Origin of the sequence: Prevotella communis, from assembly GCF_022024115.1 — a bacterium.
GTDB classification, from domain to species: domain Bacteria; phylum Bacteroidota; class Bacteroidia; order Bacteroidales; family Bacteroidaceae; genus Prevotella; species Prevotella communis.
The window spans coordinates 353,317-378,376 of record NZ_CP091792.1; the positions used below are offsets into that span (position 1 = coordinate 353,317).

At 47.2% G+C, this 25,060-nt stretch carries 24 protein-coding genes; 14 read left to right on the top strand and 10 right to left on the bottom strand.

Annotation, left to right across the window (positions count from 1 at the left end):
• Positions 1–42: 42 nt before the first annotated feature.
• A complete protein-coding gene (gene recO / locus L6468_RS01385; protein ID WP_237794503.1) occupies positions 43–798 on the top strand; it encodes a DNA repair protein RecO in 756 nt (251 codons plus the stop codon).
• A 40-nt stretch (positions 799–838) separates the two neighbouring features.
• Here recO and L6468_RS01390 read toward each other — a convergent pair whose 3' ends face one another.
• From L6468_RS01390 to L6468_RS01405, 4 genes are all read right to left on the bottom strand, one after another.
• The gene (locus L6468_RS01390; protein WP_237794505.1) at positions 839–1,879 is read right to left on the bottom strand and encodes a hypothetical protein; all 1,041 of its coding nucleotides are present in this window, start codon (positions 1,877–1,879) and stop codon (positions 839–841) included.
• The gene (locus tag L6468_RS01395; RefSeq protein ID WP_237794507.1) at positions 1,876–2,694 is read right to left on the bottom strand and encodes a barstar family protein; all 819 of its coding nucleotides are present in this window, start codon (positions 2,692–2,694) and stop codon (positions 1,876–1,878) included. The genes L6468_RS01390 and L6468_RS01395 overlap by 4 nt, the downstream gene beginning before the upstream one ends.
• Before the next feature lie 529 nt (positions 2,695–3,223).
• Positions 3,224–4,207, bottom strand: a complete 984-nt coding sequence (locus L6468_RS01400; RefSeq protein WP_255779486.1) for an IS3 family transposase — start codon at positions 4,205–4,207, stop codon at positions 3,224–3,226.
• A gap of 5 nt (positions 4,208–4,212) precedes the next feature.
• Positions 4,213–4,608 carry a glutamate--cysteine ligase gene (locus tag L6468_RS01405; protein ID WP_237794509.1) on the bottom strand — a complete coding sequence of 132 codons (396 nt, stop codon included), beginning with the start codon at positions 4,606–4,608 and terminating at the stop codon, positions 4,213–4,215.
• A 452-nt stretch (positions 4,609–5,060) separates the two neighbouring features.
• Here L6468_RS01405 and L6468_RS01410 point away from each other — a divergent pair, with 452 nt between their 5' ends.
• The 7 genes from L6468_RS01410 (at position 5,061) to L6468_RS01440 (ending at position 11,378) form a co-directional block, all read left to right on the top strand.
• Positions 5,061–5,480: a hypothetical protein gene (locus L6468_RS01410; RefSeq protein ID WP_237793646.1), complete on the top strand. Its 420-nt coding sequence runs from the start codon at positions 5,061–5,063 to the stop codon at positions 5,478–5,480.
• The gene (gene tnpB / locus L6468_RS01415; protein WP_237793647.1) at positions 5,468–5,851 is read left to right on the top strand and encodes an IS66 family insertion sequence element accessory protein TnpB; all 384 of its coding nucleotides are present in this window, start codon (positions 5,468–5,470) and stop codon (positions 5,849–5,851) included. The genes L6468_RS01410 and tnpB overlap by 13 nt, the downstream gene beginning before the upstream one ends.
• A 65-nt stretch (positions 5,852–5,916) precedes the next feature.
• Positions 5,917–7,476 (top strand): IS66 family transposase, encoded by a 1,560-nt coding sequence (gene tnpC, locus L6468_RS01420; RefSeq protein ID WP_237793648.1) that lies wholly within the window; start codon positions 5,917–5,919, stop codon positions 7,474–7,476.
• A 359-nt stretch (positions 7,477–7,835) separates the two neighbouring features.
• Positions 7,836–8,333 (top strand): RNA polymerase sigma factor, encoded by a 498-nt coding sequence (locus L6468_RS01425; RefSeq protein ID WP_237794511.1) that lies wholly within the window; start codon positions 7,836–7,838, stop codon positions 8,331–8,333.
• Complete coding sequence (locus L6468_RS01430) at positions 8,330–9,007, top strand: hypothetical protein (protein ID WP_237794513.1); 678 nt, start codon at positions 8,330–8,332, stop codon at positions 9,005–9,007. The genes L6468_RS01425 and L6468_RS01430 overlap by 4 nt, the downstream gene beginning before the upstream one ends.
• Before the next feature lie 15 nt (positions 9,008–9,022).
• On the top strand, positions 9,023–10,186 hold the full coding sequence (locus L6468_RS01435; RefSeq protein WP_237794515.1) for a hypothetical protein: 1,164 nt from the start codon (positions 9,023–9,025) through the stop codon (positions 10,184–10,186).
• A 127-nt stretch (positions 10,187–10,313) separates the two neighbouring features.
• A complete protein-coding gene (locus L6468_RS01440) occupies positions 10,314–11,378 on the top strand; it encodes a M20 family metallo-hydrolase (protein WP_237794517.1) in 1,065 nt (354 codons plus the stop codon).
• On the opposite strand, the gene L6468_RS01445 is transcribed toward L6468_RS01440, so the two are convergent.
• From L6468_RS01445 to dut, 4 genes are read right to left on the bottom strand one after another with little or no spacing between them, the layout of a single operon-like run.
• Complete coding sequence (locus L6468_RS01445) at positions 11,368–12,840, bottom strand: peptidoglycan DD-metalloendopeptidase family protein (RefSeq protein ID WP_237794519.1); 1,473 nt, start codon at positions 12,838–12,840, stop codon at positions 11,368–11,370. The two genes, L6468_RS01440 and L6468_RS01445, sit on opposite strands and share 11 nt — an antisense overlap.
• A 29-nt stretch (positions 12,841–12,869) precedes the next feature.
• Positions 12,870–13,721 carry a lipoprotein insertase outer membrane protein LolB1 gene (gene lolB1, locus L6468_RS01450; protein WP_091818781.1) on the bottom strand — a complete coding sequence of 284 codons (852 nt, stop codon included), beginning with the start codon at positions 13,719–13,721 and terminating at the stop codon, positions 12,870–12,872.
• Complete coding sequence (locus tag L6468_RS01455; protein WP_237794526.1) at positions 13,718–15,415, bottom strand: tetratricopeptide repeat protein; 1,698 nt, start codon at positions 15,413–15,415, stop codon at positions 13,718–13,720. The genes lolB1 and L6468_RS01455 overlap by 4 nt, the downstream gene beginning before the upstream one ends.
• 26 nt (positions 15,416–15,441) lie before the next feature.
• Entirely contained in the window at positions 15,442–15,876 is a 435-nt protein-coding gene (gene dut, locus L6468_RS01460; protein WP_237794528.1) for a dUTP diphosphatase, read from the bottom strand.
• Positions 15,877–16,016: 140 nt separating this feature from the next.
• Here dut and dgt point away from each other — a divergent pair, with 140 nt between their 5' ends.
• Entirely contained in the window at positions 16,017–17,351 is a 1,335-nt protein-coding gene (gene dgt / locus L6468_RS01465; RefSeq protein ID WP_237794530.1) for a dGTP triphosphohydrolase, read from the top strand.
• Positions 17,352–17,425: 74 nt separating this feature from the next.
• On the opposite strand, the gene glsB is transcribed toward dgt, so the two are convergent.
• Entirely contained in the window at positions 17,426–18,415 is a 990-nt protein-coding gene (glsB, locus tag L6468_RS01470) for a glycine N(alpha)-acyltransferase GlsB (RefSeq protein WP_091818784.1), read from the bottom strand.
• A gap of 31 nt (positions 18,416–18,446) precedes the next feature.
• Positions 18,447–19,268, bottom strand: coding sequence for a lyso-glycine lipid O-acyltransferase GlsA (gene glsA, locus L6468_RS01475; protein ID WP_237794532.1), 822 nt, complete (start codon positions 19,266–19,268; stop codon positions 18,447–18,449).
• Between the two features lie 281 nt (positions 19,269–19,549).
• Here glsA and L6468_RS01480 point away from each other — a divergent pair, with 281 nt between their 5' ends.
• Genes L6468_RS01480 through L6468_RS01500 form a run of 5 tightly spaced genes read left to right on the top strand, consistent with a single transcriptional unit; the run spans position 19,550 to position 25,040 of the window.
• The gene (locus L6468_RS01480; protein WP_091818786.1) at positions 19,550–19,999 is read left to right on the top strand and encodes a division/cell wall cluster transcriptional repressor MraZ; all 450 of its coding nucleotides are present in this window, start codon (positions 19,550–19,552) and stop codon (positions 19,997–19,999) included.
• A gap of 3 nt (positions 20,000–20,002) precedes the next feature.
• Positions 20,003–20,917 (top strand): 16S rRNA (cytosine(1402)-N(4))-methyltransferase RsmH, encoded by a 915-nt coding sequence (gene rsmH, locus L6468_RS01485; protein WP_237794539.1) that lies wholly within the window; start codon positions 20,003–20,005, stop codon positions 20,915–20,917.
• Positions 20,918–20,920: 3 nt separating this feature from the next.
• A complete protein-coding gene (locus tag L6468_RS01490; RefSeq protein WP_237794540.1) occupies positions 20,921–21,433 on the top strand; it encodes an FtsL-like putative cell division protein in 513 nt (170 codons plus the stop codon).
• Between the two features lie 13 nt (positions 21,434–21,446).
• On the top strand, positions 21,447–23,576 hold the full coding sequence (locus tag L6468_RS01495) for a penicillin-binding protein (protein WP_237794547.1): 2,130 nt from the start codon (positions 21,447–21,449) through the stop codon (positions 23,574–23,576).
• A 9-nt stretch (positions 23,577–23,585) separates the two neighbouring features.
• Positions 23,586–25,040 carry a UDP-N-acetylmuramoyl-L-alanyl-D-glutamate--2,6-diaminopimelate ligase gene (locus tag L6468_RS01500; RefSeq protein WP_237794550.1) on the top strand — a complete coding sequence of 485 codons (1,455 nt, stop codon included), beginning with the start codon at positions 23,586–23,588 and terminating at the stop codon, positions 25,038–25,040.
• The last annotated feature ends 20 nt before the right edge of the window (positions 25,041–25,060 follow it).

Below are 25,060 nucleotides of genomic sequence, written 5' to 3' on the forward strand. Positions count from 1 at the left end.
AAAAGTGCAAGTTTTTGTATTTTTTTTGCTAATTTCGCCGCCGTGAAGACGAAAACAGAGGCTGTTGTATTGCATTCGGTGAAGTATGGCGAGCAAAAACTTATCGTGGATATGTTTACCCGCCAGTGGGGCAGATTGTCGTTTGCCCTGCAGTTGCCGCGCACTGCTCAGGCTAAGTTGAAGAAGCAATATTTTCAGCCGCTCACCTTATTAAATATAGAGGCTGATATCCGTCAGCAGGTGCAGTTGCAGAAGATCAGCGAGGCATCATTGCTGTCGCCCCTTCCCTCGTTATTATCTGACCCCTCCAAACTGGCTATCGGCCTGTTTGTCTGTGAGTTCCTGTATCATGCCCTGCGCGATGAACAGCGCAACGAACCGCTGTTCGACTATGTGCGTACCAGTATAGAATGGCTCGACGGGCGCGAACGCGACTTTGTCAATTTCCATCTTGTCTTCCTGATGCGTCTCAGTCGCTTCCTGGGCTTCTATCCGAATCTGGAATTACGGAATGGCGGAATCACGGAACTACGGAATGGTGAAAACAGTCTGTATTTTGACCTGCGTGCTGCCTGCTTCTGCGAACAGCCACCTTTGCATCGTGACTTTCTGATGCCTCAGGAGGCCAGTCGCATCCATCTGCTCATGCGTATGGACTATGCCACCATGCATCTCTTCCGTCTGGGTCGTGCAGATCGTAATCGTATCCTGGAGATTCTCATCCAGTATTATCGCCTGCATATTCCTCAGTTCCCAGAGCTCCGTTCCCTCCCCGTGTTGCAGGAGTTGTTTCAATGATTTTCGTTCAACATTGATATCTGTTGAGTCCTTTTATCACTTATCTATCACCGGATTTTAGCAATCCAATCAGTTTTGAACGCCCTTCCAGTACCTGCTTTTTAAAGAGAGGATAATCCTCGTAGGCATACAAGATTGTCTGATCCTCCTGATGATTCAGGAACTTCTTTAGGATGGACTTTGAAGCTTCGTCATCACCAAGTAATGTATAGCAGGTGGCCTGACTCAAGGTCTGGGGCGCATCGTCAGAATTCTTTTTATATTCATCGATTGCCTTTTGCAACAATACTGAGTACCTGTCCATATCATTCTGCAGGTAAGCACCAAATGCTTCGTACTCCAAACGTCTACCATCATCTTCTGGCAATAGTCCCATTGCCAGTCCCTGGTTATAATAGGCATCTCTTACCTTTCCTATACCTGCCAACAAGTTGACCTTTTGCTGATAAAGCATGAAAAGAACGTTTGTGTCTTTTTCCATACAAATCATACTATCACACTTCGCAATGTCTTTCAATGCAGCTATCGAATCTTCTGCAGACAGACAAGCCTCTACATTTCCTTCTGTCACCATACAAGAATCCACCTGACGTTCACCTTTGTTCACATCGGCATTCTTGCAACTTGTGAAGATACTAGTTATCATTAATATCCCCATCAAATGGGTAATCATACAACTCTTTTTCATTTCAGGCTTCTGTATTTTGGGGTTTTCGTCTATCTTTACGAGTTCTTCATTCCACGCAGATTCAAACTCTTCTTGGCTAATGAACTCTGAATGCATCTGCTCGATAAAATCACCAATCCCCATATTTGTGTCAGCCCAAAAGCCATAGTTCCTGTCATTTGGAGTTTTAACGACAACTCTCCCTAATACGTCTCGACCTATTTCTCGACAAACCCCATCGTTTTCATATGTCTCATCATATTCTATATACCATGTTTCTACATAATGGTAAGACTCCTCAAAATCCGGATTAGCTTTGGGAATTACAATCTCGACCAATTTTATAAGTATTTTTTCGAGAAAAGAATACTTTGGAATTGGACCAAGGTCATATTTAAACCTTAAATACTTCATATTTCCATAAGAGAATAATCGTTGTCTTTAAAAACAAAAAGGGTATGCATGCTGTGCATTCTACATTCAGCAATTACCTTTCTGTACATAGATAAATCCGATTTAGGAAGCTCACTTATGCCATCATGCGCAATGATTACTTGTCTCCAATTGCTAAGCCAAAACGGATCCTCCAGTAACTTAGGCATGACATCCCAATTACATGTGATATGCGAAGGAATACGTAGCGATGACTTCAATGCTTCTAGCAGTTCGTCTTTATTCCTCACATATGGAATTCTTGCCATAAAGACATCTTCTTCCTGGTTCCTTATGCTATCCGACGATCTATATACGTTGACATTCTTCGTCATATCCACTAATTCCAATGATACTGTTGCATCCAGAATATTCAGATTGATATATTCATTGTCATCACTCATGGCATAAAGAAACAAATTATTCCCTTCTTGTTTCATTTCAAGAATTAGCGCCAGTTCAGGCATGACAGACGAATTCTCCAACACAAAATACTCGTCTTCTGGCTCCAGCGAATATTGTATCGAAGTCCAATCCTTTATTACCAAACTGCAAGGATTCAAGACGTCCTTCTGAAGATTATCATCATAATAATAATCAAAAGAAAAAATCATCATTCTCCTTTGGATGTCAAAGGAAAAATGAGTCGTATAATTATCGTCAAATGAGTTATACATATTATCCAGAGAGCAGCGGGACATGTCTTTGATTTCTCCCACCATACGACATGATAAGATGGATGAGCATTCGACTTCGTTTTTCAATCTATCCTCGGCATGGTGATTAATCCGTTGCATAGTGCAAAGATAGGTAAATCATTTTTGTCGTGCAAATATTACTGAGACTTTTTTCTATAGGAACCGTAACTCAATGAGTTAGGGGTAGCGTTTCAATGAGTTCGTGGTCGTAACTCTATGGTTTTCGGTTGCCAAGTCATAGGTTTACGATGTCTTAGTCCATGAAATAGGATGCCTTAACCTGTAGTTTTTGATTGAACGTGAAATTTCGTGCGAAATTGGCATTTTACAAAAAAGCCTCACACCCTCACATTTCTCTGAAAAGTCCAGTGTATATGGGGGTTGAGGCTAGTGACCCTTTTGAGAAAAGGGTCACGCGAAGGGTCACATGGAGATACAAGCTGTTTTACGAATAATTGACGTTTCCTGATTTGGGTTGACTGTCAGTATGCCTAAACCCTAAGATTGGTTGACTCGGTTAAACATTAAAACTTATATAGGTTGACTCTCACCTTTTAACCCTGCAATAGGTTGACGGTTGTTGTCATAGCCCTAATCTTAGTTGACTGGATGCAAAAGTAAACATATTCTAGGGATTATGCAAGAGAAAAGTAGTATTTTCTCTTGCATTCCCTATAAATGTCATTTTTTGCCTTTCCTTGATGTGCATTTCCCTGTAGCTTGTCCAGTGCTTCTTCAGCTCCCCAGTACAAGCAGCAGCTTCCTTAGGAGTCATCATGTCAATGCTCATATGTGGTCGTTCCTCGTTGTAGAAGACGACAGCTGGATCTACGGCTTCTATGACTTCTGCAAGAGATGTAAATCGCATGCCTTTCAACAGCTCGTTCTTCATTGTGTTGTTGATTCTTTCAGCCTGAGGGTTCTCCTTTGGGTTTCCGTCCTCTGTCATGCTGATACGAATGCCATGTTTCTGCAAAAGTTCTACGTAACGGGCACTTGCATACTGTACGCCTCTGTCAGAATGGTGAATTAGCGTAAGTGTCTCCTTATCTATATTCTCTATACGCTCCAAGGCCATCAGGAGGGCACGCAGGGGATATTCCGTGTCCAATGTCGGCCCTATCGCCCAGCCTACAATCTCCTCTGTATACGCATCCAGTATCATGGACAGGTAGCAGAAGCTGTAACGGGTCTCATCCAGCCAGATTGGGATATAGGTAATGTCGCTTACCCATAGCTGGTTGGGGGCAGTCGGAATCAGGTCCTTAATGAGGTTTGGATAGAGAGGTAGGCCATGCGTAGAATCCGTAGTACGTGGTTTGCGCAAACGCTGCTTGAGCTTCAGACCGTATCTGTCTATTAGGGCTTCAAAGCGGTCACGCCCCATTGGTTTGTTGCCTGTGAATTCGCGCTTGTACATGCGCCACAGCTTTACGCCACCAAGACCAGGATCCTTTTTGCGTATCTCAAGAATATATGCCAAGGCAAACTCCTCCTGAGCAATTCTCCTCAGCAGTACGTCCTCGTCTCTCTGGAAATAAGCCTGCTTTGATACACCAAGCAGTCTGCACTGGGTTTCTATAGGATATTTGTCCTTGTCCCGTGCATGCAGGTTCGTTACTGCTTGGTGCCAGCTTTTTTTCGGATGGAGATGTTAAACTGCTTCTCGGCTACATTTATCATCTCATCATAAAGATCGGCACGCATAGACGCTTCACGAAGAGCCTTCCGCAAACGGGCCACCTCTGACTGCAAGGACTGCTTGTCGTTTGGCAATGGCGATTGGATAGAGTCCTCAATCGCTTTCTGCTTACGTTTTTCTTCTGCCATTTTCATGCGTTTACTCTTGTATTCCGGGTTTTCGGCTACAAAGTTACGAATCCATTTCGAAATAGTGTGATCTGACAAGGGAATTATTTTCTCAATTCTTTTTCTTCCCATGTGGTGGTCACGATAGAGGGAGATTACTTTGTCATAATACAACCTCTGATTTTCTGTTCGATAATTCTTCATCTTGTTGACTTTTTATGAGTCAACTTTTTCCAGGGTAAGACAAATAGTTGTAAGATAGTCAGTCAGCCAGTACGTAGGGGACGTACTCAGAGTACGAGGACGACGTAATCGGAGTACGCTAACGACGTATTTTTTATTTCCTAACTAGCCAGTAAAATTTCTCTAGTTAGCCAGTAATATTTTCCTAGTTAAAGAGTAGAGAAACGACGAGTTGCTGATAGAGAAACGACGAGTTGCTCATCGAGACTCCACCTTTTAGCATAAAAACTTCGGCAACCGCGATAAATACTGTGTTTGCGCTGGGGTGGGGTGTTGCTCCAAGACTCCCCCTAACACCCCACCCAACACTCCCCCAAACACCCCACCCAGATGTAAGCGTATCCGCTTTGACGTCTTGACTCGTATCCCAAAAGTCGGTACCTTTGCATATTCATTTTAACAGATATGCAAATATGGAATTACAGACAGCCGATGCCCGTCATGAGAAGACCTGGCATCAATTTCTTTCAGAATTAGAGAAGCAGCCTCGCTTGCGCCTTGCAGCATATCTTCGTTCTGTCCACGTAAAGCAACGATGTTTCGAGAAGTGGCTTTACGGTCGTGGCTACAGTGTGCACGATGCGAAGAGCCGCGTTCTCAAGTTTCGTAATGAGTCAGACACGTTGGATCCATCTATGTCGTCAGCACCATCGATTCTTCCAGTCCGTCTGGCATCTGAACCAGATGTTCCCATCCGTCCTTGTGACCTTCTTACGGGTATCAGCCTGACACTTCCTGACGGGACGATGATCAATATTCGTCGCGGAAGTGCCGATGCAGTCGTTTCATTCCTTAAACTTTATTCCGGGGAGGGCGTGCCATGTTCGGATTAGAGGAAAGCAGACAGTATTATGTGTGCCAGCGCTATGTGCGGATGAACATGGGCATCAACGGATTGTCAAAAATTGTAAGTAATGAACTGAGACGCCCGCTCTTGAACGGCGATGTTTTTATCTTCTTTGGCAAGAACCGCCAGATGGTGAAGCTGCTTTGCTGGGATGGTGACGGTTTCCTGCTTTATCAGAAGCGATTAGAGAAAGGGACTTTTGAGCTACCCCGTTTCAGGCCTGACCAGAAGGCCGTAGAGATGTCCTACAGGACACTTTCTGCCATTATGCGGGGCGTGAGCCTCCGAAGCGTCAGATATCGCAGGAGACTGAGAATTGACAACTTTGCGGTTTCGCAAATAGCTGACTATCAGTAAAATAAACAAAAAAAATAGTATGTTTTTTCTTTGGTAATCTCGTTCCTTTTTTGTACCTTTGTAATATGAAAAAGGACGAGATTATCAGTATGCTCCAGCAGCAGAATGCCTTCCTGCAGCAACAGCTTAGGGAGGCAAATGACCGTCTTGAAGAAGCCAACCGTAAGGTGGATGAGCTTTTCAAGAAGGTGTCATCGCTGGAGGAACTGCTCATCCGGAAGAATCAGGAGGAGAAGAAACAGCGTAATGTCATCAAGGGACTGACGAAGATACAGCAGAACAAATCGGAGAGACAGACTCCGTCCGTGTCGGCATCAAGTACCACTTCTCCAGACTCAAACAGTCAGCAGTCTGATTCCGCCCCGAAGCCGAGGGCAAGGACCAACTATGGAGCTAGACGCAAGGATCACTATGAGGTGGAGGTCGAGGAGGAGGACGTCTATCCTACAGATTCATGCTTCGATGAGATGAAAGCACGTCTGATAGATACTCACGACGTGGTACGCTACATCCTTGTACCCATGCGCTTCATCAAGAAGGTATATCACGTACGTATCTATACCCAGGACGGAGCCGTCATGGAGGGAAAGGCTCCTGTAGCTCCCCTGCTGGGCTCGAACTACGACGGTTCCTTCATCGCAGGCATCGCCCAGCTGCGCTACATCTACTCCATGCCTGTGGAGCGTATCGTCAAGTACTTTACGGAGAACGGTTTCGATATGGACAAGGGTACTGCTCACGGACTGTTGCGCAAGACGGAAGGCGTCTTCGAGAACCTGTACAAGGCGATGGGGCTGGCAGTCAAGGAAGACGACTATCTGGCAGGCGACGAGACTTATCATCGCGTACTTGTCAAGGTGCCTGGCGGAAAGGGCTCGAAGAAAGGATACATCTGGGTAGTGACAGCCATGCACACAGGACTGGTCTATTATTTTTATCACGACGGATCAAGAGGACAGGATGTCATCCTTAACTATATAGGCGACTATGGAGGAACCTTCCAGTCAGACGGATTCTATCCCTACAGGAAGATGGCTGCAAAACTTACGAGACTCTCCTGCCTACAGCATGTGAAGAGGAAATTTCTCGACTGCGATGATGACGGTGAGGCACAGACTATAGTCAGGCTTATAAACGAGCTTTACCAAATGGAGCATCATCATAGGATTGAGACAGACGGCTGGACGGTAGAGAAAAACCTCCGCTGGAGACAGAAGTATGCCCCCAAGATACTGAAAGAGATACGCAAGAGGCTTGACCGGATGGCGGCAGACCCTGAGATGCTGCCCAAGTCGGACAAGTATATTGCCGTGCACTATATGCTCAACGAATGGGAAGCCATCGGAAATATCTTCACCAGGGGAGACTATCATTTGGACAACAACCTCGTTGAGAGACTCAACAGGTACATATCGCTCTCAAGGAGAAACTCGCTCTTCTTCGGATCACACAAAGGAGCCCAGCGTGCTGCCATGTTTTATTCGCTGGCATGCTCTTGTAGACTCAACAAGATTAATTTCTTCGAGTACATCTCAGATGTCATCAACAGGGCAGCGCTGATGCAGCCAAACACCGATATCAGGGAATACAGAGCCCTGCTGCCAGACAAATGGAAAGACTTATAGTCTGCAAGGCGTCAGAGCGGATACGCTTACACCCAGATGGATTGCTCCTCAAGATGTCCTGAATAACGAGGGTGTAGTGTTGGGGTTAGTGTTTGGGGGAGTGTTGGGGTTACTGTTAGCACGACACTAACCCCTCCGATCTCCCTTTGTATAAAGGCTTTTTCTGCGATTGGGTGGGGTGTGAGGGTTCGTGTGACCCTTCGTGTGACCCTTTTCTCAAAAGGGTCATATGTCTCAGCCCGCATATACACTGGGTTTTTCAGAGAAAATGTGAGGGTGTGAGGGTTGTGTCAAAGAAATCTTCAAAAAAAGTTATTTCTTTGTTTAATATCTGCCATCTTTTTCGTTATATAAATAGAATGACGCAAGAAGAGTTTACATATATAGCCAGCGAGATGCGTGCGAACGCCGTTACAGTAGCCCTGAAATGTGGGGCTGCATCTGCTGATGCCGAGGATATTGCACAGGATGTGATGCTAAAGCTCTGGTATCTGCATGAGAAGATGGACGATGCTACTCGCATGAAGAGTCTGGTGGCGATTACCACGAGACATGTGTGCATAGACAGATGGCGCACGACACGCACTCATGCGGAGGTGGGCAGCATGATGCCGCTTGTGGATGAAGGTTCGCTGTACGACCGTTTGGAATATGCAGAACTGGAGCAATGGATGAACGATCAGATAGATGCTTTGCCCAACACCTCACGAATCGTGCTGACGATGAGACAACTGGAACATCGTGAACTGAGCGAGATTGCAGATATCCTGGGTATCAAGCAGACATCCGTATCAACTTTGCTTGCTCGAGCAAGAAACGAACTAATGAATAAACTGAAAAGGAGGAACCAACGATGAATAGAATCTATGACAAACAAGAAATTGCCCGTATGCTCGATAGGTTCATGGCTGGCGAAACCAGTCTGAACGAGGAGCAGATGTTGGCGGAATACTTCCGTACCAACGAGGTGGGCGTTGAATGGCAGGAATACAAGGAGATGTTTGCCCTGTTCGATAGCGGAAAAGTGGACATCGAACCAGAAACGGAGGTCGCACAGCCTGTCAGCATTGACAATGAAAAAGTAAAAACGCTTCCAAAGGATGTCAACACAAAGCCCAAGATACTCCTCGGATGGGTGATGACTGGCATTGCGGCGAGCATATTATTCGTTATCGGGTTCAACATCTTTAATAAAGATGGAGAGCCAGAGGCGCAGGAGGTGTTGGTGGCGCAGGTGAATAAGCCTAACAATGCAAATCCAATAATGGAAACATCTTCGATCATACCCGAAGAACCTCAGGTGCTACAGCAGCCTTTGAAAAGAAGTCATCGTAAGCAAAGAGTTAATTCTAAACCGCAAAAAGCTCCCGTACAATATATGACGGACGAAATGGTTGACCAACTGTTGTCGAATAACCGTCAAGTTACGGCACTTCAGCCGACATCCGACAACAAAGAGATAGAAAACGAAATCAGAAGGCGAGGCGAGCTGCTGACCAATGACTTGCTGGCCTTCACAACAAACAAATAAAAACGAGCAACAAATATGAAGAACTTATTGATATTATCGTTATTATACATAACATTACAGGCAAATGCACAAGGCCTCAACGAGCGTGTCATCAAGTTAACTGATCAGTTGGACTCCATTGGAGTGGCAACTTTTGAGGCAAACTATTCACATGGTCTCAGGACTGAGTATATCGTCACCATCAGCTGTGACCTGTATGATGATTCCCCTGAACCCATCAAGTATCAGGACCAGCAGGGCAACATACTTTCCGTCACGCCGGAGCAAGACAAAAGAATACGTGACCTGTGGCGACGCAGCCATGAGAGCTACGACCTGATTCGCTCCACTAGTCGTCTGTTAGCCGAGGAAGGAACAGAGTGCTACATCTGGGAAAGTCACCGCAACGGCATTGACAGCCTGCTCTACTCTGTGGCACTCAGAGACTTCACAAACCAACAGGATAAGACTTACACGCCAGACCTATCGACGAATCCAGAATGGAGCAAATACGGTGGAGCCAAGGAAGGATTCATCCTGAAAGCTAATCCATCGCGTTTTCTTCCTAACAACGATATGGAAGCCTATAAAAAGAACCGATTCCAGCCCAAAAGCGAAATCAGCTTTACTTATAGACTGACCGTAGAAGAGGAAGACGAAGACACGGTTTACTATGTGGATTACAGAGAACTAGCAGAAATTATTGACAAAGTGTTTCAAACAGATGGTGTTAAAAGTCATCCCATTCTGATTACCCATGATAAGGGGGCGAAGGTTGAGAATTTCAAACCAGAAATAATCTCAAGCGAAATCACCCATCCAGATCTTGATGGCGAGACGCACGGCACAGTCTATGAGATAAAAACAGCCGAGTTGGCTAATACCCTGCGCCGCCTATTGTCCGCCGAGATAGGCAACTATGTCGATCGTCATAGAAATCTGAACTATCTTTATCGTCCTTTACAAGACTACTCCGGCGACATGCGCGGTATGTTCAGCAGCAACAATTGGGTTATTCGCACAGAATTTCATACCAAGCATTGGTATACCTTTGACAAACATCTGTCGTGTAGAGTGCTCCTTCACCATGTCGGTTCCAAAGCCTACGTCCTCGTCCTTGAATCTGTCAACGACTTCTGGCTTCCTAAAGACTGGCATAAACTAAAAAGTTGGAAGAATGGAGTAAAGGAATATCTATAATTACAACTATAGATTATCAGGATAGAAGTAAATAATTTAGGACTTTTATTCCTGCAAAGATTCCATTTTAAAGAAAAAGATGTAATTTTGCAGACGAAAGTGTTTTCTATAAAAAAACTATGTCGATATGAGTATTGAGGACAAAAGCAGATATGTGAATGATGCAGTGGAGCTGCTGAAGGAACTGATTGCTACGCCACGCGTGAGCAGGGATGAGACCGCAGCTGCTGATAAGATGGAGGCGAAGATGCGCGAGTGGGGGATGAACCCACGACGCGAGGCTAACAACCTGTGGGTGGTATCGGACAACTATGATGAGGCTAAGCAGACCATTCTCCTCAATGCACATATCGATACGGTGAAGCCAGTGGCTACGTGGACAAAGAATCCGCATGAGCCCCTGATGGAAGGCGATAAGCTCTTTGGCCTGGGTTCGAATGACTGTGGCGGCGGACTGGTAACGCTCCTGCAGGTGTTTCGTATCCTGAATAGTATGCCTCGCACGTATAACCTTATCTATCTGGCATCGGCCGAGGAGGAGGTGTCGGGCAAGAATGGGGTAGAGCATGTGCTGCCTATGTTGCCAAAGATTGACGTGGCGATTGTGGGCGAACCTACGGGTATGCAACCTGCCATCGCCGAGAAGGGACTGATGGTGGTAGATGGTTATGCGAAGGGTGTGAGTGGTCATGCGGCCAGAAACGAGGGCGTGAATGCTATCTATGAAGCGCTGGATGACCTGGTATGGCTACGCGATTACAGATTTGGCAAGGAGAGTCCGCTGTTGGGACCCACGAAGATGACGGTGACACAGGTTGAGAGTGGCACGCAGCACAATGTGATACCAGATAGCCTGCATTTCGTTCTGGATATACGTACCAATGAGTATTATCAGAATGAGTATGTGTTTGCTTTCCTTCAGAAACACATGAAACGCTGCGAACTGAAGGCTCGTTCGTTCCGTCTGCATTCTTCCTCTATCCCTGCAGACCATCCGCTGGTGAAACGTTGCGTGGAGTTGGGGTTGAAACCTTTCGGATCGCCAACATTGTCTGATCAGGCATTGATGTTGTTCCCCTCGTTCAAACTGGGACCAGGCGAGTCGTCACGCAGTCATAGCGCCGATGAGTTTATCTGCATCAGCGAGATAGAGAAAGCATTAACACTTTATCTGGATATTCTTAGCGTCTGAGCCAAGGACGCGGATCGAGCAACTCTGTCCAGTTGCGCAACTGGAACTGCATGGTGTTGCTGGAGCCGAGTGAGCCAAGCGTCTGGTTGGTGGTCACCTTCTGTCCTGCAGCAACGCTGACGGCGGCAAGGTCGCAATAGACGGAGATATACTTGCCGTGACGTACCATCACGATGTAGGAATTACCTGTAGAGTAGATCTTGCTGACCACACCATCGAAGACGCAACGCGCTTTGGCACCAGGCTGTCCCTTCAGGTGCAGACCCTTACTGCTGAGGTGCACATTACCCAGACCTTCCACGATATTAGAGCCAAAGCTACGTACTACCTGATAGGCACCTGTGATAGGCATGGGCAGACGACCCTTGTTGCCTGCAAAACTGCCTGAGAGCTTCTGGTCGGGGTCGGCACTGGTATAGGTACTGATTTCCTTCTTGGCCTGTTCTACGTGGCGCTCAGCCGTCTTACGCTCGTTCTCGGCTTCCTGTGCCCTTTGCTTGGCAGCAGCTTTCTCCTTGGCGGTCTTGGCAGCAAGTGCTTCGGCCTTTGCCTTCTCCTCGCGTGCCTTTGCCTCGGCCAGGCGGCGCTCGCGCTCCTTGCGTTCACGTTCCTTACGTGCCAGTTCCTCGGCCTTGCGTTTCTTCTCGGCTTCTATGCGTGCCTTTTCACGGGCAATCTCCTCGGCTATGAGTCTTTCAATCTTTGCATTCAGAGCAGCCTCCTGCTGTTGTTCCTTCTTGATGAGGTCCTGTACGGTGCGCTGCTCCTTCTGCAGTTGGGCTACCATCTTTTTCTGCTCAGCCTGCTTGCGCTCCATATTCTCCTGCTCGCGCTGTCCCTTGGCAAGCAGGTTGCTCTTCTCCTGTTTGCTGGCGCTGATTTCCTGCTTCTTCTCCTCAACCTGTTGCTGTTTCACCTTCACCGCTTCACCCTGTGCCCTTTGATAGGTGGCATATTCTTTCATGAAACGGGTGCGGCGATACATCTGGTTGACGTTCTGCGCGCTGAAGAAAAACATCATCTTGTTTCTCGACTTGCGGTTACGATGCATGTATCTCACGGAATTGGCATAGCGCTCCTGACGAGTCTTCAGTTCTTTCTGGAGCGTGTCCATCTGCGCTTCAAGAAAAGCCAGGTTCCTGTTGAGTGAGTCGATATCGGTCTTGATGGTGTCGATGGTACGACGTTTTTCGCTGATTTCATCGTTGAGAACCAGCACATCCTGCATCTGCTTCTTCACCTGCTGGTCAAGTACATGCTTTCTGCGCTTTTTCTCCTCGATATCTTTCTTGAGCCTTTTCTGGTCTGCCTGCAACTGTTCCCTTTGTGTGGGTTGCTTCTTCTTGGTTTGTCGCACTTTCGTAGTCGTCTGTTTGCGCTGCGTAGTCCTGCGCTTCGACTTTTGTGCCGGCGCAGCTATGCAGACAATAAGCATCAGTAGCAGTATGCAGATCTTTCTCATTTATTCAGCTTTCAGATAATTTCGGTATGTTACAGGGCCATGAAACGGCGCAGAATCTGGTCGACATCTACCTCGTGGTATTTGTCAGACACCTTGGTACGTGTCTCCCATTCACTCTCGTTGCCCAGGTAGTTCAGGCGGATACCCAGTTTCAGTTCTTTCTCTGGGGTGGTCAGCGTCACCTTCATGTTGTTGGGGAAGGTCTTTGCTCCCATCTTGGTGAACTCCAGGTAGTCCCAATTCAGCTGGGTATTGCCTTTCAGTATGTCGCGATAGGAGATGTTGGTCATCTTGATGCGGCCCGACTGACGATTGGTCAGCCAGCTGTAGTTCATCTTTCCCTGCTCCAGACTGATAATGGCATCATCGCCGTCGATACTGGTAGTGTAGCTGGCCAGTGCGTTCTTGTCTACCTTCTGCAGTCCGGGCTTGAACAGCTCGTTCCAGAAAAGGGCCTGCAGGGTGTAGAAATTGATGCCGCTATTACGCAGGAAATCCACGTAGTTATAGGGGGCCTTCAGGTATTGCTTGTTGATACGGTCGATGATGAGCACGTAGTCCTTGGTGAACTCCAGGCGTGCAGCCTCTACGAAGCCGAAGGCCATGAGCTGCATCTGGATAACGTCATCGCGCTTCATTCTGAGGTTGCCTGTGAGCGACATCTGCTGTGAACCGTATTCTACAGAGAACTTCAGTTTGGAAGTGACGAATTGTGCCGGTTGTGCGTTACCGGTCACTTTGTCCAATATGGCAGCATTCTCCATACTCTCTTCAGAAGAGACGACGGGAGCTTCTTTAACCACTTGCTTGTTGGTGTGACATGAGGTCAGGAAAAGTGGCATTGCCAAAGCGGCAACTTTAAGGATGTTTGTTAATTTCATTGCTTGATATATTTTTTGCGTTTGATTTTCTTTACTAACAACTTGTTGTCGGGTGCTTTTGCCAGGGCCTGTTGCCAATAGCTGATGGCTGTGGACATGTCACCATTCAGGGCATAGATGTCGCCGGCATGTTCGTAGATATCCGGACTGGGCGTTGAGGCATTCTGGGTGGCCTGGTCAATATAGATGCGTGCCTCGGCATAGCGTCGCTGCATAAACAGTATCCAGGCATAGGTGTCCAGGTAGGTGGCATTCTTGGGCTCGGCCTTGATGGTCTTATAACTCATCTCCTCGGCTTTCTCCAGGTTGTCGCCCTTGAGACTGAGGAAATAGGCGTAGTTGTTCAGACAACCGATATTATCGGGCTTCCACTGCAGGCAGGAGTCGTAGGCGGCAAAAGCCTCTGCCTCGCGTTTCTTCTGGAAGAGGAGGTCGCCCAGGATAGCATAGAAATCGGACACGATCTCAGGTGAACTCTGGTCGTTGATGACATTGATGCCGTTCTTGAAGGCTTCCAGGGCATGGTCGGTATCTTCCTTGCGGTAATAGGCCATTCCCTGATAGTAATAGAATATCATCTCCTCAGGGTTGTACTGGCGGGCAGCCTGACAGAGACTGATGATACGGTCGTCATCATTGTCCTCCCAGGCATACTGTGCCAGGTGCAGACGGGCTGAGGTCCTGTTGGGGTCTAACTGCAACACCAGTTCCAGGGCAGCAGCGATACTGTCGCGTGGCATCTTCTTCAGGTCCATATAGGCAGCTCGCAGTTCGGCTATATCGGCATCGGGGTCGGGCTGTTGCAGTATCTCGCGGAAGATGTTCAGGACTTGTGTGCTGTCGCCACCTTCCTGTTCGTTCTCAGCAATCAGCTGGCGAAGCAGGTAAACCTTGTCGTTGATTTCCGTATTCTTGTTAATCAGGATGCAGCGTGTGATGGAATCGACAGCTTCTGTATCCTGAATCCTGATATAATAGTTTCTTAATGACTGTTGGGCTTTGACGTTATGAGGCTCCTCGGCAATGATCTTTTCCAAGGTGCTGAAGGCCTCATCCATCTTGTCGTTAGTCATCAGGGAATTGGCGTAAAGGGTGCGATAGTTGAGGTCGTAAGGGTGTTCCTCGGCCAGTGCCTTGATGGCGGCAAGGGCCTTCTCGTTGTCGTCCATCTCCATGTAGAGGGCACTTTTGGCCAGCGTGATGCGTTCGCTTTTGCCATCGATGAGCTCCATGCGATCCAGCACGTCGATGGCTTTCTGGTAGTTCTGCTCCTGGTAGTAGAGACGGTAGAGCATTTCCAGCAGTTCCTGGCGACTCTTGTCCTGGTTGTACATCTTCTCAACCACGGTAATGGCGTCGGCGTATTTCTCCTTGGCGATATATGACTGTGCCAGGGTCTCCATATACGTCATGTTGTCAGGACAAAGGTCGAATGCTTTCTTGAAAAGTTCCAAAGCCTTGTCTGTATTCTTCATCTCGCTATAGTATTGCGCTAGGAAGAAATAGGCTTCGTGGGCATTGGGCTTGATCTCCAGACATCGGGTAAGCAGGTCGAACGTGGCGTCATGGTGACTCTTCTGGCGCTGAAGCATGGCCTCATGAAAGAGTACGTCATAACGACGCTCTGTATCGGTCTGGGCAAAGATGCCCAGGCTGCATAGAAATATAACGCTTAAGACCGTAACCCTAATCATAACTTTCAACTCTCAACTTTCAACTTTTATTTTACTCCGGTGTGTCCGTACCCGCCTTCACCACGCTCAGTCTCATCAAGTATCTCTACTTCGATGAAATCTGCTTTTTCGTGGCGCGCAATCACCATCTGGGCAATACGCTCACTATCGTTGACGATGAAATCTTCTTGTGACAGGTTGATCAGAACCACGCCTATCTCGCCGCGATAGTCGGCGTCGATGGTACCTGGGGTGTTAAGAACGGTGATACCTTTCTTGAGGGCCAGTCCACTGCGTGGGCGTACCTGTGCCTCGAAGCCTGCGGGCAGGGCAATATGCAATCCTGTTGGGATGAGTTTTCTTTCCAGCGGCTTCAGCGTAACGGGCTCGTCGAGGTTGGCCCTGAGGTCCATTCCTGCACTCTGTTCTGTGGCATACTGGGGCAGTGGCTGATGGCCCTTGTTGATAATATTCACTTTCATCTTACACAATATTTATATATAGCGTGCAAAATTAGTGATTTATCTTCAAATAGCCATCATCCGTACTACTTATTTTATAAATTTTTGCAGATACTGTGATAGCAGATATCATTTTTTTTCGTAAATTTGCACCGATGAAAATGAATTGGCAACAACTGATAAGTAATAGGCGACTGGGGCAAGAGCATAAGCACCTGGAACGTCATGATGACCGTACGGAGTTTAAACGTGACTACGACCGACTGATTTTTTCGGCTCCTTTCCGTAGGTTGCAGAATAAGACGCAGGTATTCCCCTTGCCTGGTAGTGTTTTTGTGCATAACCGACTGACCCATTCTCTTGAGGTGGCCAGCGTGGGTATGTCGCTGGGTAATGATATCGCGAGGGCTCTTTGTTCAAAAAATCACGATTTCATCGATACATTATTGCCTGAAATCGGACAGATTGTGGCCACGGCCTGCTTGGCACATGATTTGGGAAATCCGCCTTTCGGCCATTCAGGAGAGAAGGCTATCCAGACATTCTTTACGGAGGGAAAAGGCCTCTATTTGAAAGAACGGGTATCTCCTGAGTTCTGGTGCGACATTACGAAATTCGATGGTAATGCCAATGCTTTTCGTCTGCTGGCTCATAGTTTTAAAGGCCGTCGTCAGGGAGGCTTTGCGATGACCTATAGTACGTTGGCGAGTATCGTAAAATACCCGTTTCCATCGATTGCTGCGCCCAAGGCAAAGTTCGGTTTCTTTGTCTCGGAGCGTGAACTTTACGAAGCGGTGGCAAAGGAGTTGGGTATCCTTCAGTTGGATGCAACACCTGGCCATGAACGCTGGGCGCGCTATCCGCTGGTTTATCTTGTGGAGGCTGCGGATGATATCTGTTATGAGATTATGGACCTGGAGGATGCCTTCAAACTGAAGATTCTGTCCTTTGAGGAGACAACGACGCTGATGCTTGATTTCTTCGATGAAACCGAGCAAAACCGTATTCGTTCCCGTATCAGTGATGAACAGCTGACGGATGTGAATGAGAAGGTGCAGTATCTGCGTGCCTGTGTGATTGGTAAGTTGGAGAATGAGTGTGTGAAGACTTTCCTGGAGCATGAGGACAAGATATTGGAAGGTACATTCCGGGGTTCATTGATACAGAATATCTCAGAAAGGCAACGCGATGCTTATGTGGCCTGTACGAAGGTGTCGGTTGAACGGATCTATAAGAGTCGTCCAGTATTGGATGTAGAGTTGTCGGGTTATCGTATCATGGCAACGTTGATGGAGCTGATGGTTGAGGCCATAGAGCATCCTGAGCGTTATTACTCACAACAGCTCATTGGACGAGTGAGCAGTCAGTATGATATCAGTAGTGATGATCTGGAAACACGACTGATGGCGGTGGTGGATTATATCAGTGGCATGACTGATGTATATGCCCTGGATGTCTATCAGAAGATTTGTGGTATATCATTGCCGATAATTTAAGATTTCATCGTCATGGAGATACAATAAAGTGCAGCCTTTTGGACTGCACTTTATTTATGTTTTCTTTTATCTTCTTATTTCTCCTTGTAGATGATTTTGTTGGCACCGCTGGTAATCTTTAGTGCTTCAGGGTGCTCCTTGATGAACGAGTCGATGTGACGCACGCGCTTCTCTTCCAGTACTTCGTCCATCGCAATGAGAATACCTGTTTCTTCCACATCGCCAAATCCATAGTTGATGGCTGTGCCGAAGAGCTTCATGGTAGGCGACAGACTCATGTAGGCATTTACCAATGGTGGAATGTTATAGCCCAGTGCACGTATGCGCTGGTTGAGGATACGGTAGTCTTCCTTGAAGTCGTTTTTTGTGAAAATTGCTGCAAGTTCGTTCTCGTCAGTCTCAATTTTCAACGGTTTCATCGGTATGACAAGGTTCTCCTTATCGTCGAAATGTTTTTTCAGGAAGTAGAGGATCATGTCGCGTCCCTCGCGGATATAACTGGGATACATGGTCATCTTTCCAAAGAAATATTTGACGTTGGGCATGATGACGGTGAGTGCACCAAGACCATCCCAGAGGTTGTCGAGCGCAAACAGACTCTTGGCTCCCATCTTGGAACTCTGGTAGGGCAGGCTGACGAAGGAACGGCCCAGCTCAATAGTGTAGGGCATGTATTCCTTCAGGAATTTGTCTGAGAAATGGAACATGTGGCTGGTGGCCAGAATGGGTTGTCCGTTGGCGTCCAGTTCCCATTTGTTGCCTTCCAGGTAGCGATAGCCGCCAATAATCTCCTCGGCCTCTGGATTCCATACGATAAGCTGCTTGTAGCAGTTCTCGCAAGTGTCGAATTCATCGATGTCTACCTCCTTGCCAGTACCACCGCCTGCCTCGCGAAACGCAATTTCGCGTAGTCGGCCGATTTCCCTCATCACATTAGGTGCATTGTGTGCTGTGATGATAAAAATCTGGTTGTTGCTCTTGTTGGTCATGCGCAACTGGAGCTCTGGCTTTAGTTCGGCTTTCAGGACCTCTACGGGAATCGGGTCAATGATTGTTTGTTCCATTATTTTGTTTAGTTTGCTTTTTCTGTTTGTTCTATTTTGAGAGTTTATATACTTTGTCTTTTACGAATTCTGCCCATTCCATCGGTGACTTTTCCTTGGTGAATGTCTCCCAGGGTATGGGCTTCCCAAAGGTGATGGTGAAGGTCCTGCCTGTGTTCTTGAACATTTCATCGGAGAGGAACAGCATGGCTATATTAATTTTCTTCACATATTTGTCGCTGATATTCGACAGGCGGTAAAAGAAATTGCTGTTCTGGCCTTCGAAGTAGATGGGCACTACGTCACGATGGGTTTCAACGCTTTTGGTGATGAATGTCTTTTTCCATTCAAGGTCGCGGATAATACCATGGCGTTTACGTGAACATAGTCCTGCGGGAAACATCAGGATATGGTTGTCGCCTTGGAATCCTGCTTCTACCATAGCGGGGAAGTCACGACCGTTCTTGCCTGTCTTGTTGATAGGGATGCAGAGTGGCGCCAAGCCTGGCAGGTTCATCAGCAGGTCGTTGACAAGGTATCGGAAGTTGTCGTCGTAATGTTCGCCGATAACTGATCCGATGGCAATACCGTCGATACCTCCTAAAGGGTGATTGCTCACGAATGTGTAACGGCGAGGGTCGTCCTTTGCGGGCAGGTTTTCAATGCCTTTCACCTTGATGGTTACGTTCAGATAGTCAATCGTGGATTTAAGCCATGGGGTGCCTTTTAGGTCGCGTGCATTCCAAAGGTGGAAGTTTATCTGGTCTTCGTGGACAATATGCTTGAGCCACCAAACCAGAGGACGCGGCACCCAACGGGCTTTTTTGCCCATTTTATCCTTGAGAATCTTGTCTATGTCTATGGTCTTCTCCATGACTATGCTTTCACACTTTTTCAGTATCAACGTGCAAAATTACGCAAAAACTTTCATTTTCGTCGTTTTTTTTAGATGAAAATTTATAATTTTGCACATATTAAGGATTTTTATTGTATACAAAAAGATGCACAAAAAGAACGAGATGTGTAATATCGAACAATAAAATGTATAGAAAGAAGAAAATTTTCAGATTTGCGAAAAAAAAGTGGGGAAATGTGGGGGATTGTGGTGCAAAATGATTACCTTTGCATCCAAACTCTCTAATTAATAATGTTCGTATGCGATTTTTAGGTAATATAGAAGCCAAGACAGACGCCAAAGGCCGCATTTTTCTGCCTGCTATCTTCCGTAAGGTGTTGCAGGCTGCAGGCGAAGAGGTGCTCGTGATGCGCAAGGATGTGCATCAACGTTGTCTTGTGCTCTATCCTGAAAGTACCTGGAATCGCCGTATGGATGCATTGCTGGAAAAAATTAATGAATGGGATGATGTGGGTCAGCAGGTGCTTCGTCAGTATGTATCTGAGGCTGAGGTGTTGACGCTTGACGGTAACGGCCGGTTCCTGATACCAAAGCGCTACCTGCAGATGGCTGACATTGAACAGGGGGTGAGGTTCATAGGCATCAATGATGCTATCGAGATATGGGCTGTGGAGAAAACACAACAGCCATTCTTGCCGCAAGAGGAGTTTGCGGAGAAACTGAAGGCGATAATGACAGTAACCCCTTGACGAATGATTAAGACAGCTGAGACATATCACGTTCCTGTTCTTTTGGCAGAAAGCGTTGACGGGCTGGCAATCCAGCCCGATAGCATTTTAGTAGATGTTACCTTTGGCGGTGGCGGGCATTCCCGCGAAATACTCCGTCGCCTAGGGGAAAAAGGTCATCTGTATAGCTTTGATCAGGATGCTGATGCGGAGCAGAATATTGTGGATGACGACCGTTTTACTTTCATCAGAAGTAACTTCCGCTACCTGAAGAACTGGATGCGCTATTATGAGGTGGATGGCATCGATGGCCTGCTGGCTGATTTGGGGGTTTCCTCTCATCACTTCGACGACGAGACGCGTGGCTTCTCGTTTCGTTTTGATGCGCCACTGGATATGAGAATGAATAAACGGGCAGGAATGACTGCTGCTGACATACTGAATAACTATACAGAAGAACAACTGGCTGATATCTTCTATCTCTATGGGGAACTGAAGAATGCACGCAAGGTGGCTTCTGTCATTGTGAAGGCAAGGCAGGAGATATCCATACAGACTACTGGACAACTTCTGGAACTGACGGATAAGCTGTTCCCAAGGGAGCGTGAGAAGAAGGAAGTGACAAAGCTGTTCCAGGCCTTGAGAATAGAAGTGAATCATGAGATGGATGCTCTGCGTGAGATGCTTTCAGGCGCCTGTCAGCTGTTGAAGCCCGGAGGTCGGTTGAGTGTCATAACCTATCACTCGCTGGAGGACCGAATCGTGAAAAACGTGATGCGTGCAGGTAATGCTGAAGGAAAGGTTGAACAGGACTTTTTCGGAAGGGTAAAATCGCCGTTACACCTTATTAATAATAGGGTGATTACGGCCTCGGAAGAGGAGTTGGAGGCTAACCCGCGCAGCCGTAGTGCGAAGCTGAGAATTGCAGAAAAAGTATAACGAATGAAAACAGACGAGAATAACGAAATTGAGATGATTGTCGAGGCTGGTGCTGAGCCAGAGCGAATGGATCCTGTGGTGTCTGGGAAGGATGCTGCAACAGAGGCTGTTGGTTCGCAAAGTCAGGCTGAGAAGCCTGCGATGGCTTTGAAACGTATCAAGGAGTCGACAAGCGAGGATGACGAGACACCAGTAGGTGCGCTTACCCTGAAACAGATTCTGGGTGGCGACTACCTGTTTGCGATGGTTCGTCATCATGTCATCCTGATTCTGTTCGTCGTGTTCTTCTTCGTGTTTTATATTGGTGTTCGCTATCAGTGCGAGCAGGATGTGCTGGAGATTAATCTGTTGGAGAAAGACCTGGTGGATGCAAAATACAGAGCACTCTCCAGTTCCAGTAACCTGACAGAGTTGTGCCGTCAGAGTAATGTACTGAGGGTGCTGCACGAGAATCAGGATACACTGTTGCATCTGAGTGACCAACCTCCCTATATTATTGAAGTGCCGGAAGATTGAGACGTGATGGGTTATGAGTAAGTTTAAGAGTGAGAAAGTTTTACCGCGCTATCTGGCTGTTGCCGTGCTGCTGACACTTATTGGTGTCGCAGTCATTGTCAAGGCTGGTTATACGATGACTGCAAAGAAATCGTATTGGGAGACCGTGGCCAACAGACAGAAGAGTGATAGTGACAGCGTACGTCCCAATCGTGGAAATATTCTGAGCTGTGATGGTCAGTTGCTGGCCAGCAGTATTCCTGAATACAAGATCTTCATGGACTATCAGGCAGGCGGAAATGCTGATACGGTGTGGGTGCGTAAGCGCGACAGTATCTGGTATGCCGACTTGGATAGTCTTTGCAGAGGATTGAACGTGATCTTCCCGGAACGCTCGGCAGAGGAGTTCAAGGCACGTTTGGAGGAAGGCAAGCACAAAATTATGAGAAACGGATCGGAGGGCGCCCGCCACTGGGCTGTCTGGCCGAAACGTATCAGTTATAATACATACTGCGAGGTGAAGCAGTTGCCATTCTTTAATTTACCTTCAAACAAGGGTGGTTTCCATGCTGAGTCTTTTGAAGCTCGTCGACGTCCGTTTGGCTCGTTGGCAGAGCGTACCATTGGTGATATACGCAGTTTTGAGGGTGGAAAGGATACTGCGCGTTTTGGTATCGAACTCTCTTACGACTCCCTGCTTCGTGGTAAGTATGGCATAGAGCGCAAGCAGAAGGTGCTGAACAAGGTGGTACCCTTCACGTTGACTCCTGCCGTTGATGGTACTGATGTGGTGACAACCATTGACGTCGGTATGCAGGACTTGGCAGAACAGGCGCTTATCGAAGGTTTGAAGAAATGGGATGCTTCCATGGGTGTGACAATCCTGATGGAGGTGAAGACTGGCGATATCAAGGCTATCGTTAATATGCGCCGTGCGGAGAATGGTCAGTATTATGAACGTTTCAACGATGCTATCAGCTATCGTTGCGAGCCGGGATCGGTGTTCAAGGTGGCTTCTTTCCTGGTGGCACTGGATGATGGTGTGGTAGATACGAGTTATGTCATACATACAGGATGCGGTATCTTGAATATGCATGGCGCTAAGATGAAGGATCATAACTGGCATCGTGGCGGTTATGGTGATATTAATGTGGCTCGTGCATTGGAGGTGAGTAGTAATATAGGCGTGAGTTATGTGATTGACCATTATTATGGCTCTAACCCAAGAAAATATGTGGAGGGACTCTATCGTGTAGGTATCGGACAGGATTTGAAACTTCCTATCGTGGGTTATCTGCCTCCAAAAATCCGTATGCCGGATACAAAGACATCTAACAGGGCGCTCTATTGGAGTAAGACAACGCTGCCTTGGATGAGTATTGGTTACGAGACGCAGATTGCACCGATCAATACGGTGACTTTCTATAATGCCATTGCAAATAATGGTAAGATGATGCGCCCTCGTTTCGTGAAGGGATTCATGAGGGAAGGCCAGATGATAGCGGAAACACAGCCAGAGGTTATCAAGGAACAGATTGCAAAGCCGTCGACGATTAAGACCATGCAGACGGTGCTGCGTCATGTGGTTAGTCAGGGCTTAGGTAAAAAGGCTGGCTCGCATTCGTTCCAGGTATCAGGTAAGACTGGTACGGCTCAGGTGGCAAAGGCGGGTGGCTATAAGACAGGCACTACGGAATACTGGTTGTCGTTCTGTGGCTATTTCCCCTCAGATAATCCACAGTACACCTGTATCGTGTGTATCAAGAAAATGGGTCTGCCTGCCTCTGGTGGCTTGATGTCGGGTGGTATCTTCCATCATATCTCAGAGGGTGTGATGGCCAAGAGTCTGAAGCTGAGTGTGACTGATGCCCGTGACTCAACATCGGTGCTGATTCCCAGTGTATTGAAGGGCGATAATAATGCTGCCGGCTATGTGTTGCGCCAATTGGGCGTGAATACGTCTAAGGTGTCAATGGCCTCGGTAGATGTGAAGGCTGGAAAGATGCCTGATGTGACGGGTATGGGTGCGCGCGATGCCGTGTATCAGCTGGAACGTCTGGGCGTGAAGGTGAAACTGAGCGGAAAGGGTTTTGTGGCTCGCCAGAGTATTGCACCTGGAACCACCCTTCAGACTGGTATGTCATGTATGTTGGAACTTAAATAATAATTAAATATGATACTTGAAGAACTATTAAAGAATATTGAAGTCAAAAGCATCGCCGGATCTACGGATGTAGATATCAAGGATGTTGATATTGACTCAAGAAAAGTTGCAGCAGGACATCTGTTTGTGGCTATTAAAGGCACACAGACAGATGGTCATCAGTATATCCAAAAAGCTATTGAGCTGGGAGCATCTGCTATCTTGTGTGAAGATATGCCAGATGAGCGTCAGCCACAGGTATGCTATGTACAGGTGGCCTCAACGGAGGCCGTGGTTGGCCAGGTGGCAACCACCTTCCATGGTGACCCAACGTCGAAACTGAAGTTGGTCGGTGTTACGGGAACCAATGGCAAGACCACCATCGCCACCTTATTATATAATATGTTCCGCAAACTGGGTTATAAGTGCGGACTGCTCTCAACGGTATGCAACTATATCGAGGGTGAGCCTGTGCCTGCCAGTCATACAACACCAGATCCTATTGAGTTGAATAACTTGCTTCACCGAATGGTAGATGCAGGTTGTCAGTATGTCTTCATGGAGTGCTCCAGTCATGCCATTGCCCAGAAGCGTATTGGCGGACTGACATTTGCAGGTGGTATCTTCACGAATCTGACTCGTGACCATCTGGATTATCATAAGACGGTAGAGAACTACCGTGATGCGAAGAAGGCTTTCTTTGATATGTTGCCAAAGGGCGCTTTTGCTATCACCAATGCTGACGATAAGAATGGCATGTTTATGGTGCAGAACACCAAGGCTACCGTGAAGACCTATAGCATCCGTACGATGGCCGACTTCAAGGCACGTATCATAGAGTGTCATTTCGAAGGTATGTATCTGGAAGTTGATGGCCATGAGGTAGGTGTACAGTTTATTGGTAAGTTTAATGTAAGCAACCTGCTTGCTGTCTATGGCGCCGCTGTGATGCTGGGTGAGAAACCAGAGGAGATACTCTTGGTGCTCAGCACGTTGAAGAGTGTGGCAGGTCGTTTGGAACCAATCCATTCGCCAGAGGGTTATACGGCTGTCGTTGACTATGCTCATACGCCTGATGCATTGGAGAACGTGCTGAAGGCCATTCATGAAGTGTTGGATGGTAAGGAAGGAAAGATCATCACCGTCTGTGGCGCTGGTGGCAATCGTGACAAGGGTAAGCGTCCGCTGATGGCTCAAGAGGCTGTCAAGCAGAGTGACCGTGTTATCATCACAAGTGACAACCCCCGTTTCGAGGAACCACAGGATATCATCAATGATATGTTGGCCGGACTGGATTCGAAGCAGATGAAGAAGGTGGTGAGTATTGTTGACCGTAAGGAGGCTATCCGTACGGCTTGTATGCTGGCTCAGAAAGGCGATGTGATCCTGATTGCTGGTAAGGGCCATGAGGACTATCAGGAAATCAAGGGCGTGAAGCACCATTTTGATGACCGTGAGGTGGTAAAGGAAATCTTTGAGGCATAAGAAGTTTATTGTAACGTAAA

Bases quoted from the DNA above. Each gene is read 5' to 3' on its own strand.
- L6468_RS01495 (WP_237794547.1), top strand. From the start codon at position 21,447: ATGAGTAAGTTTAAGAGTGAGAAAGTTTTACCGCGCTATCTGGCTGTT.
- glsA (WP_237794532.1), bottom strand. From the start codon at position 19,268: ATGGAGAAGACCATAGACATAGACAAGATTCTCAAGGATAAAATGGGC.
- L6468_RS01425 (WP_237794511.1), top strand. From the start codon at position 7,836: ATGACGCAAGAAGAGTTTACATATATAGCCAGCGAGATGCGTGCGAAC.
- L6468_RS01390 (WP_237794505.1), bottom strand. From the start codon at position 1,879: ATGAAGTATTTAAGGTTTAAATATGACCTTGGTCCAATTCCAAAGTAT.
- L6468_RS01405 (WP_237794509.1), bottom strand. From the start codon at position 4,608: ATGAAGAATTATCGAACAGAAAATCAGAGGTTGTATTATGACAAAGTA.
- tnpC (WP_237793648.1), top strand. From the start codon at position 5,917: ATGAAAAAGGACGAGATTATCAGTATGCTCCAGCAGCAGAATGCCTTC.
- L6468_RS01500 (WP_237794550.1), top strand. From the start codon at position 23,586: ATGATACTTGAAGAACTATTAAAGAATATTGAAGTCAAAAGCATCGCC.
- dut (WP_237794528.1), bottom strand. From the start codon at position 15,876: ATGAAAGTGAATATTATCAACAAGGGCCATCAGCCACTGCCCCAGTAT.
- lolB1 (WP_091818781.1), bottom strand. From the start codon at position 13,721: ATGAAATTAACAAACATCCTTAAAGTTGCCGCTTTGGCAATGCCACTT.
- L6468_RS01395 (WP_237794507.1), bottom strand. From the start codon at position 2,694: ATGCAACGGATTAATCACCATGCCGAGGATAGATTGAAAAACGAAGTC.
- L6468_RS01430 (WP_237794513.1), top strand. From the start codon at position 8,330: ATGAATAGAATCTATGACAAACAAGAAATTGCCCGTATGCTCGATAGG.
- L6468_RS01455 (WP_237794526.1), bottom strand. From the start codon at position 15,415: ATGATTAGGGTTACGGTCTTAAGCGTTATATTTCTATGCAGCCTGGGC.
- L6468_RS01445 (WP_237794519.1), bottom strand. From the start codon at position 12,840: ATGAGAAAGATCTGCATACTGCTACTGATGCTTATTGTCTGCATAGCT.
- L6468_RS01480 (WP_091818786.1), top strand. From the start codon at position 19,550: ATGCGATTTTTAGGTAATATAGAAGCCAAGACAGACGCCAAAGGCCGC.
- rsmH (WP_237794539.1), top strand. From the start codon at position 20,003: ATGATTAAGACAGCTGAGACATATCACGTTCCTGTTCTTTTGGCAGAA.
- L6468_RS01440 (WP_237794517.1), top strand. From the start codon at position 10,314: ATGAGTATTGAGGACAAAAGCAGATATGTGAATGATGCAGTGGAGCTG.
- L6468_RS01410 (WP_237793646.1), top strand. From the start codon at position 5,061: ATGGAATTACAGACAGCCGATGCCCGTCATGAGAAGACCTGGCATCAA.
- tnpB (WP_237793647.1), top strand. From the start codon at position 5,468: ATGTTCGGATTAGAGGAAAGCAGACAGTATTATGTGTGCCAGCGCTAT.
- L6468_RS01435 (WP_237794515.1), top strand. From the start codon at position 9,023: ATGAAGAACTTATTGATATTATCGTTATTATACATAACATTACAGGCA.
- dgt (WP_237794530.1), top strand. From the start codon at position 16,017: ATGAATTGGCAACAACTGATAAGTAATAGGCGACTGGGGCAAGAGCAT.
- L6468_RS01490 (WP_237794540.1), top strand. From the start codon at position 20,921: ATGAAAACAGACGAGAATAACGAAATTGAGATGATTGTCGAGGCTGGT.
- glsB (WP_091818784.1), bottom strand. From the start codon at position 18,415: ATGGAACAAACAATCATTGACCCGATTCCCGTAGAGGTCCTGAAAGCC.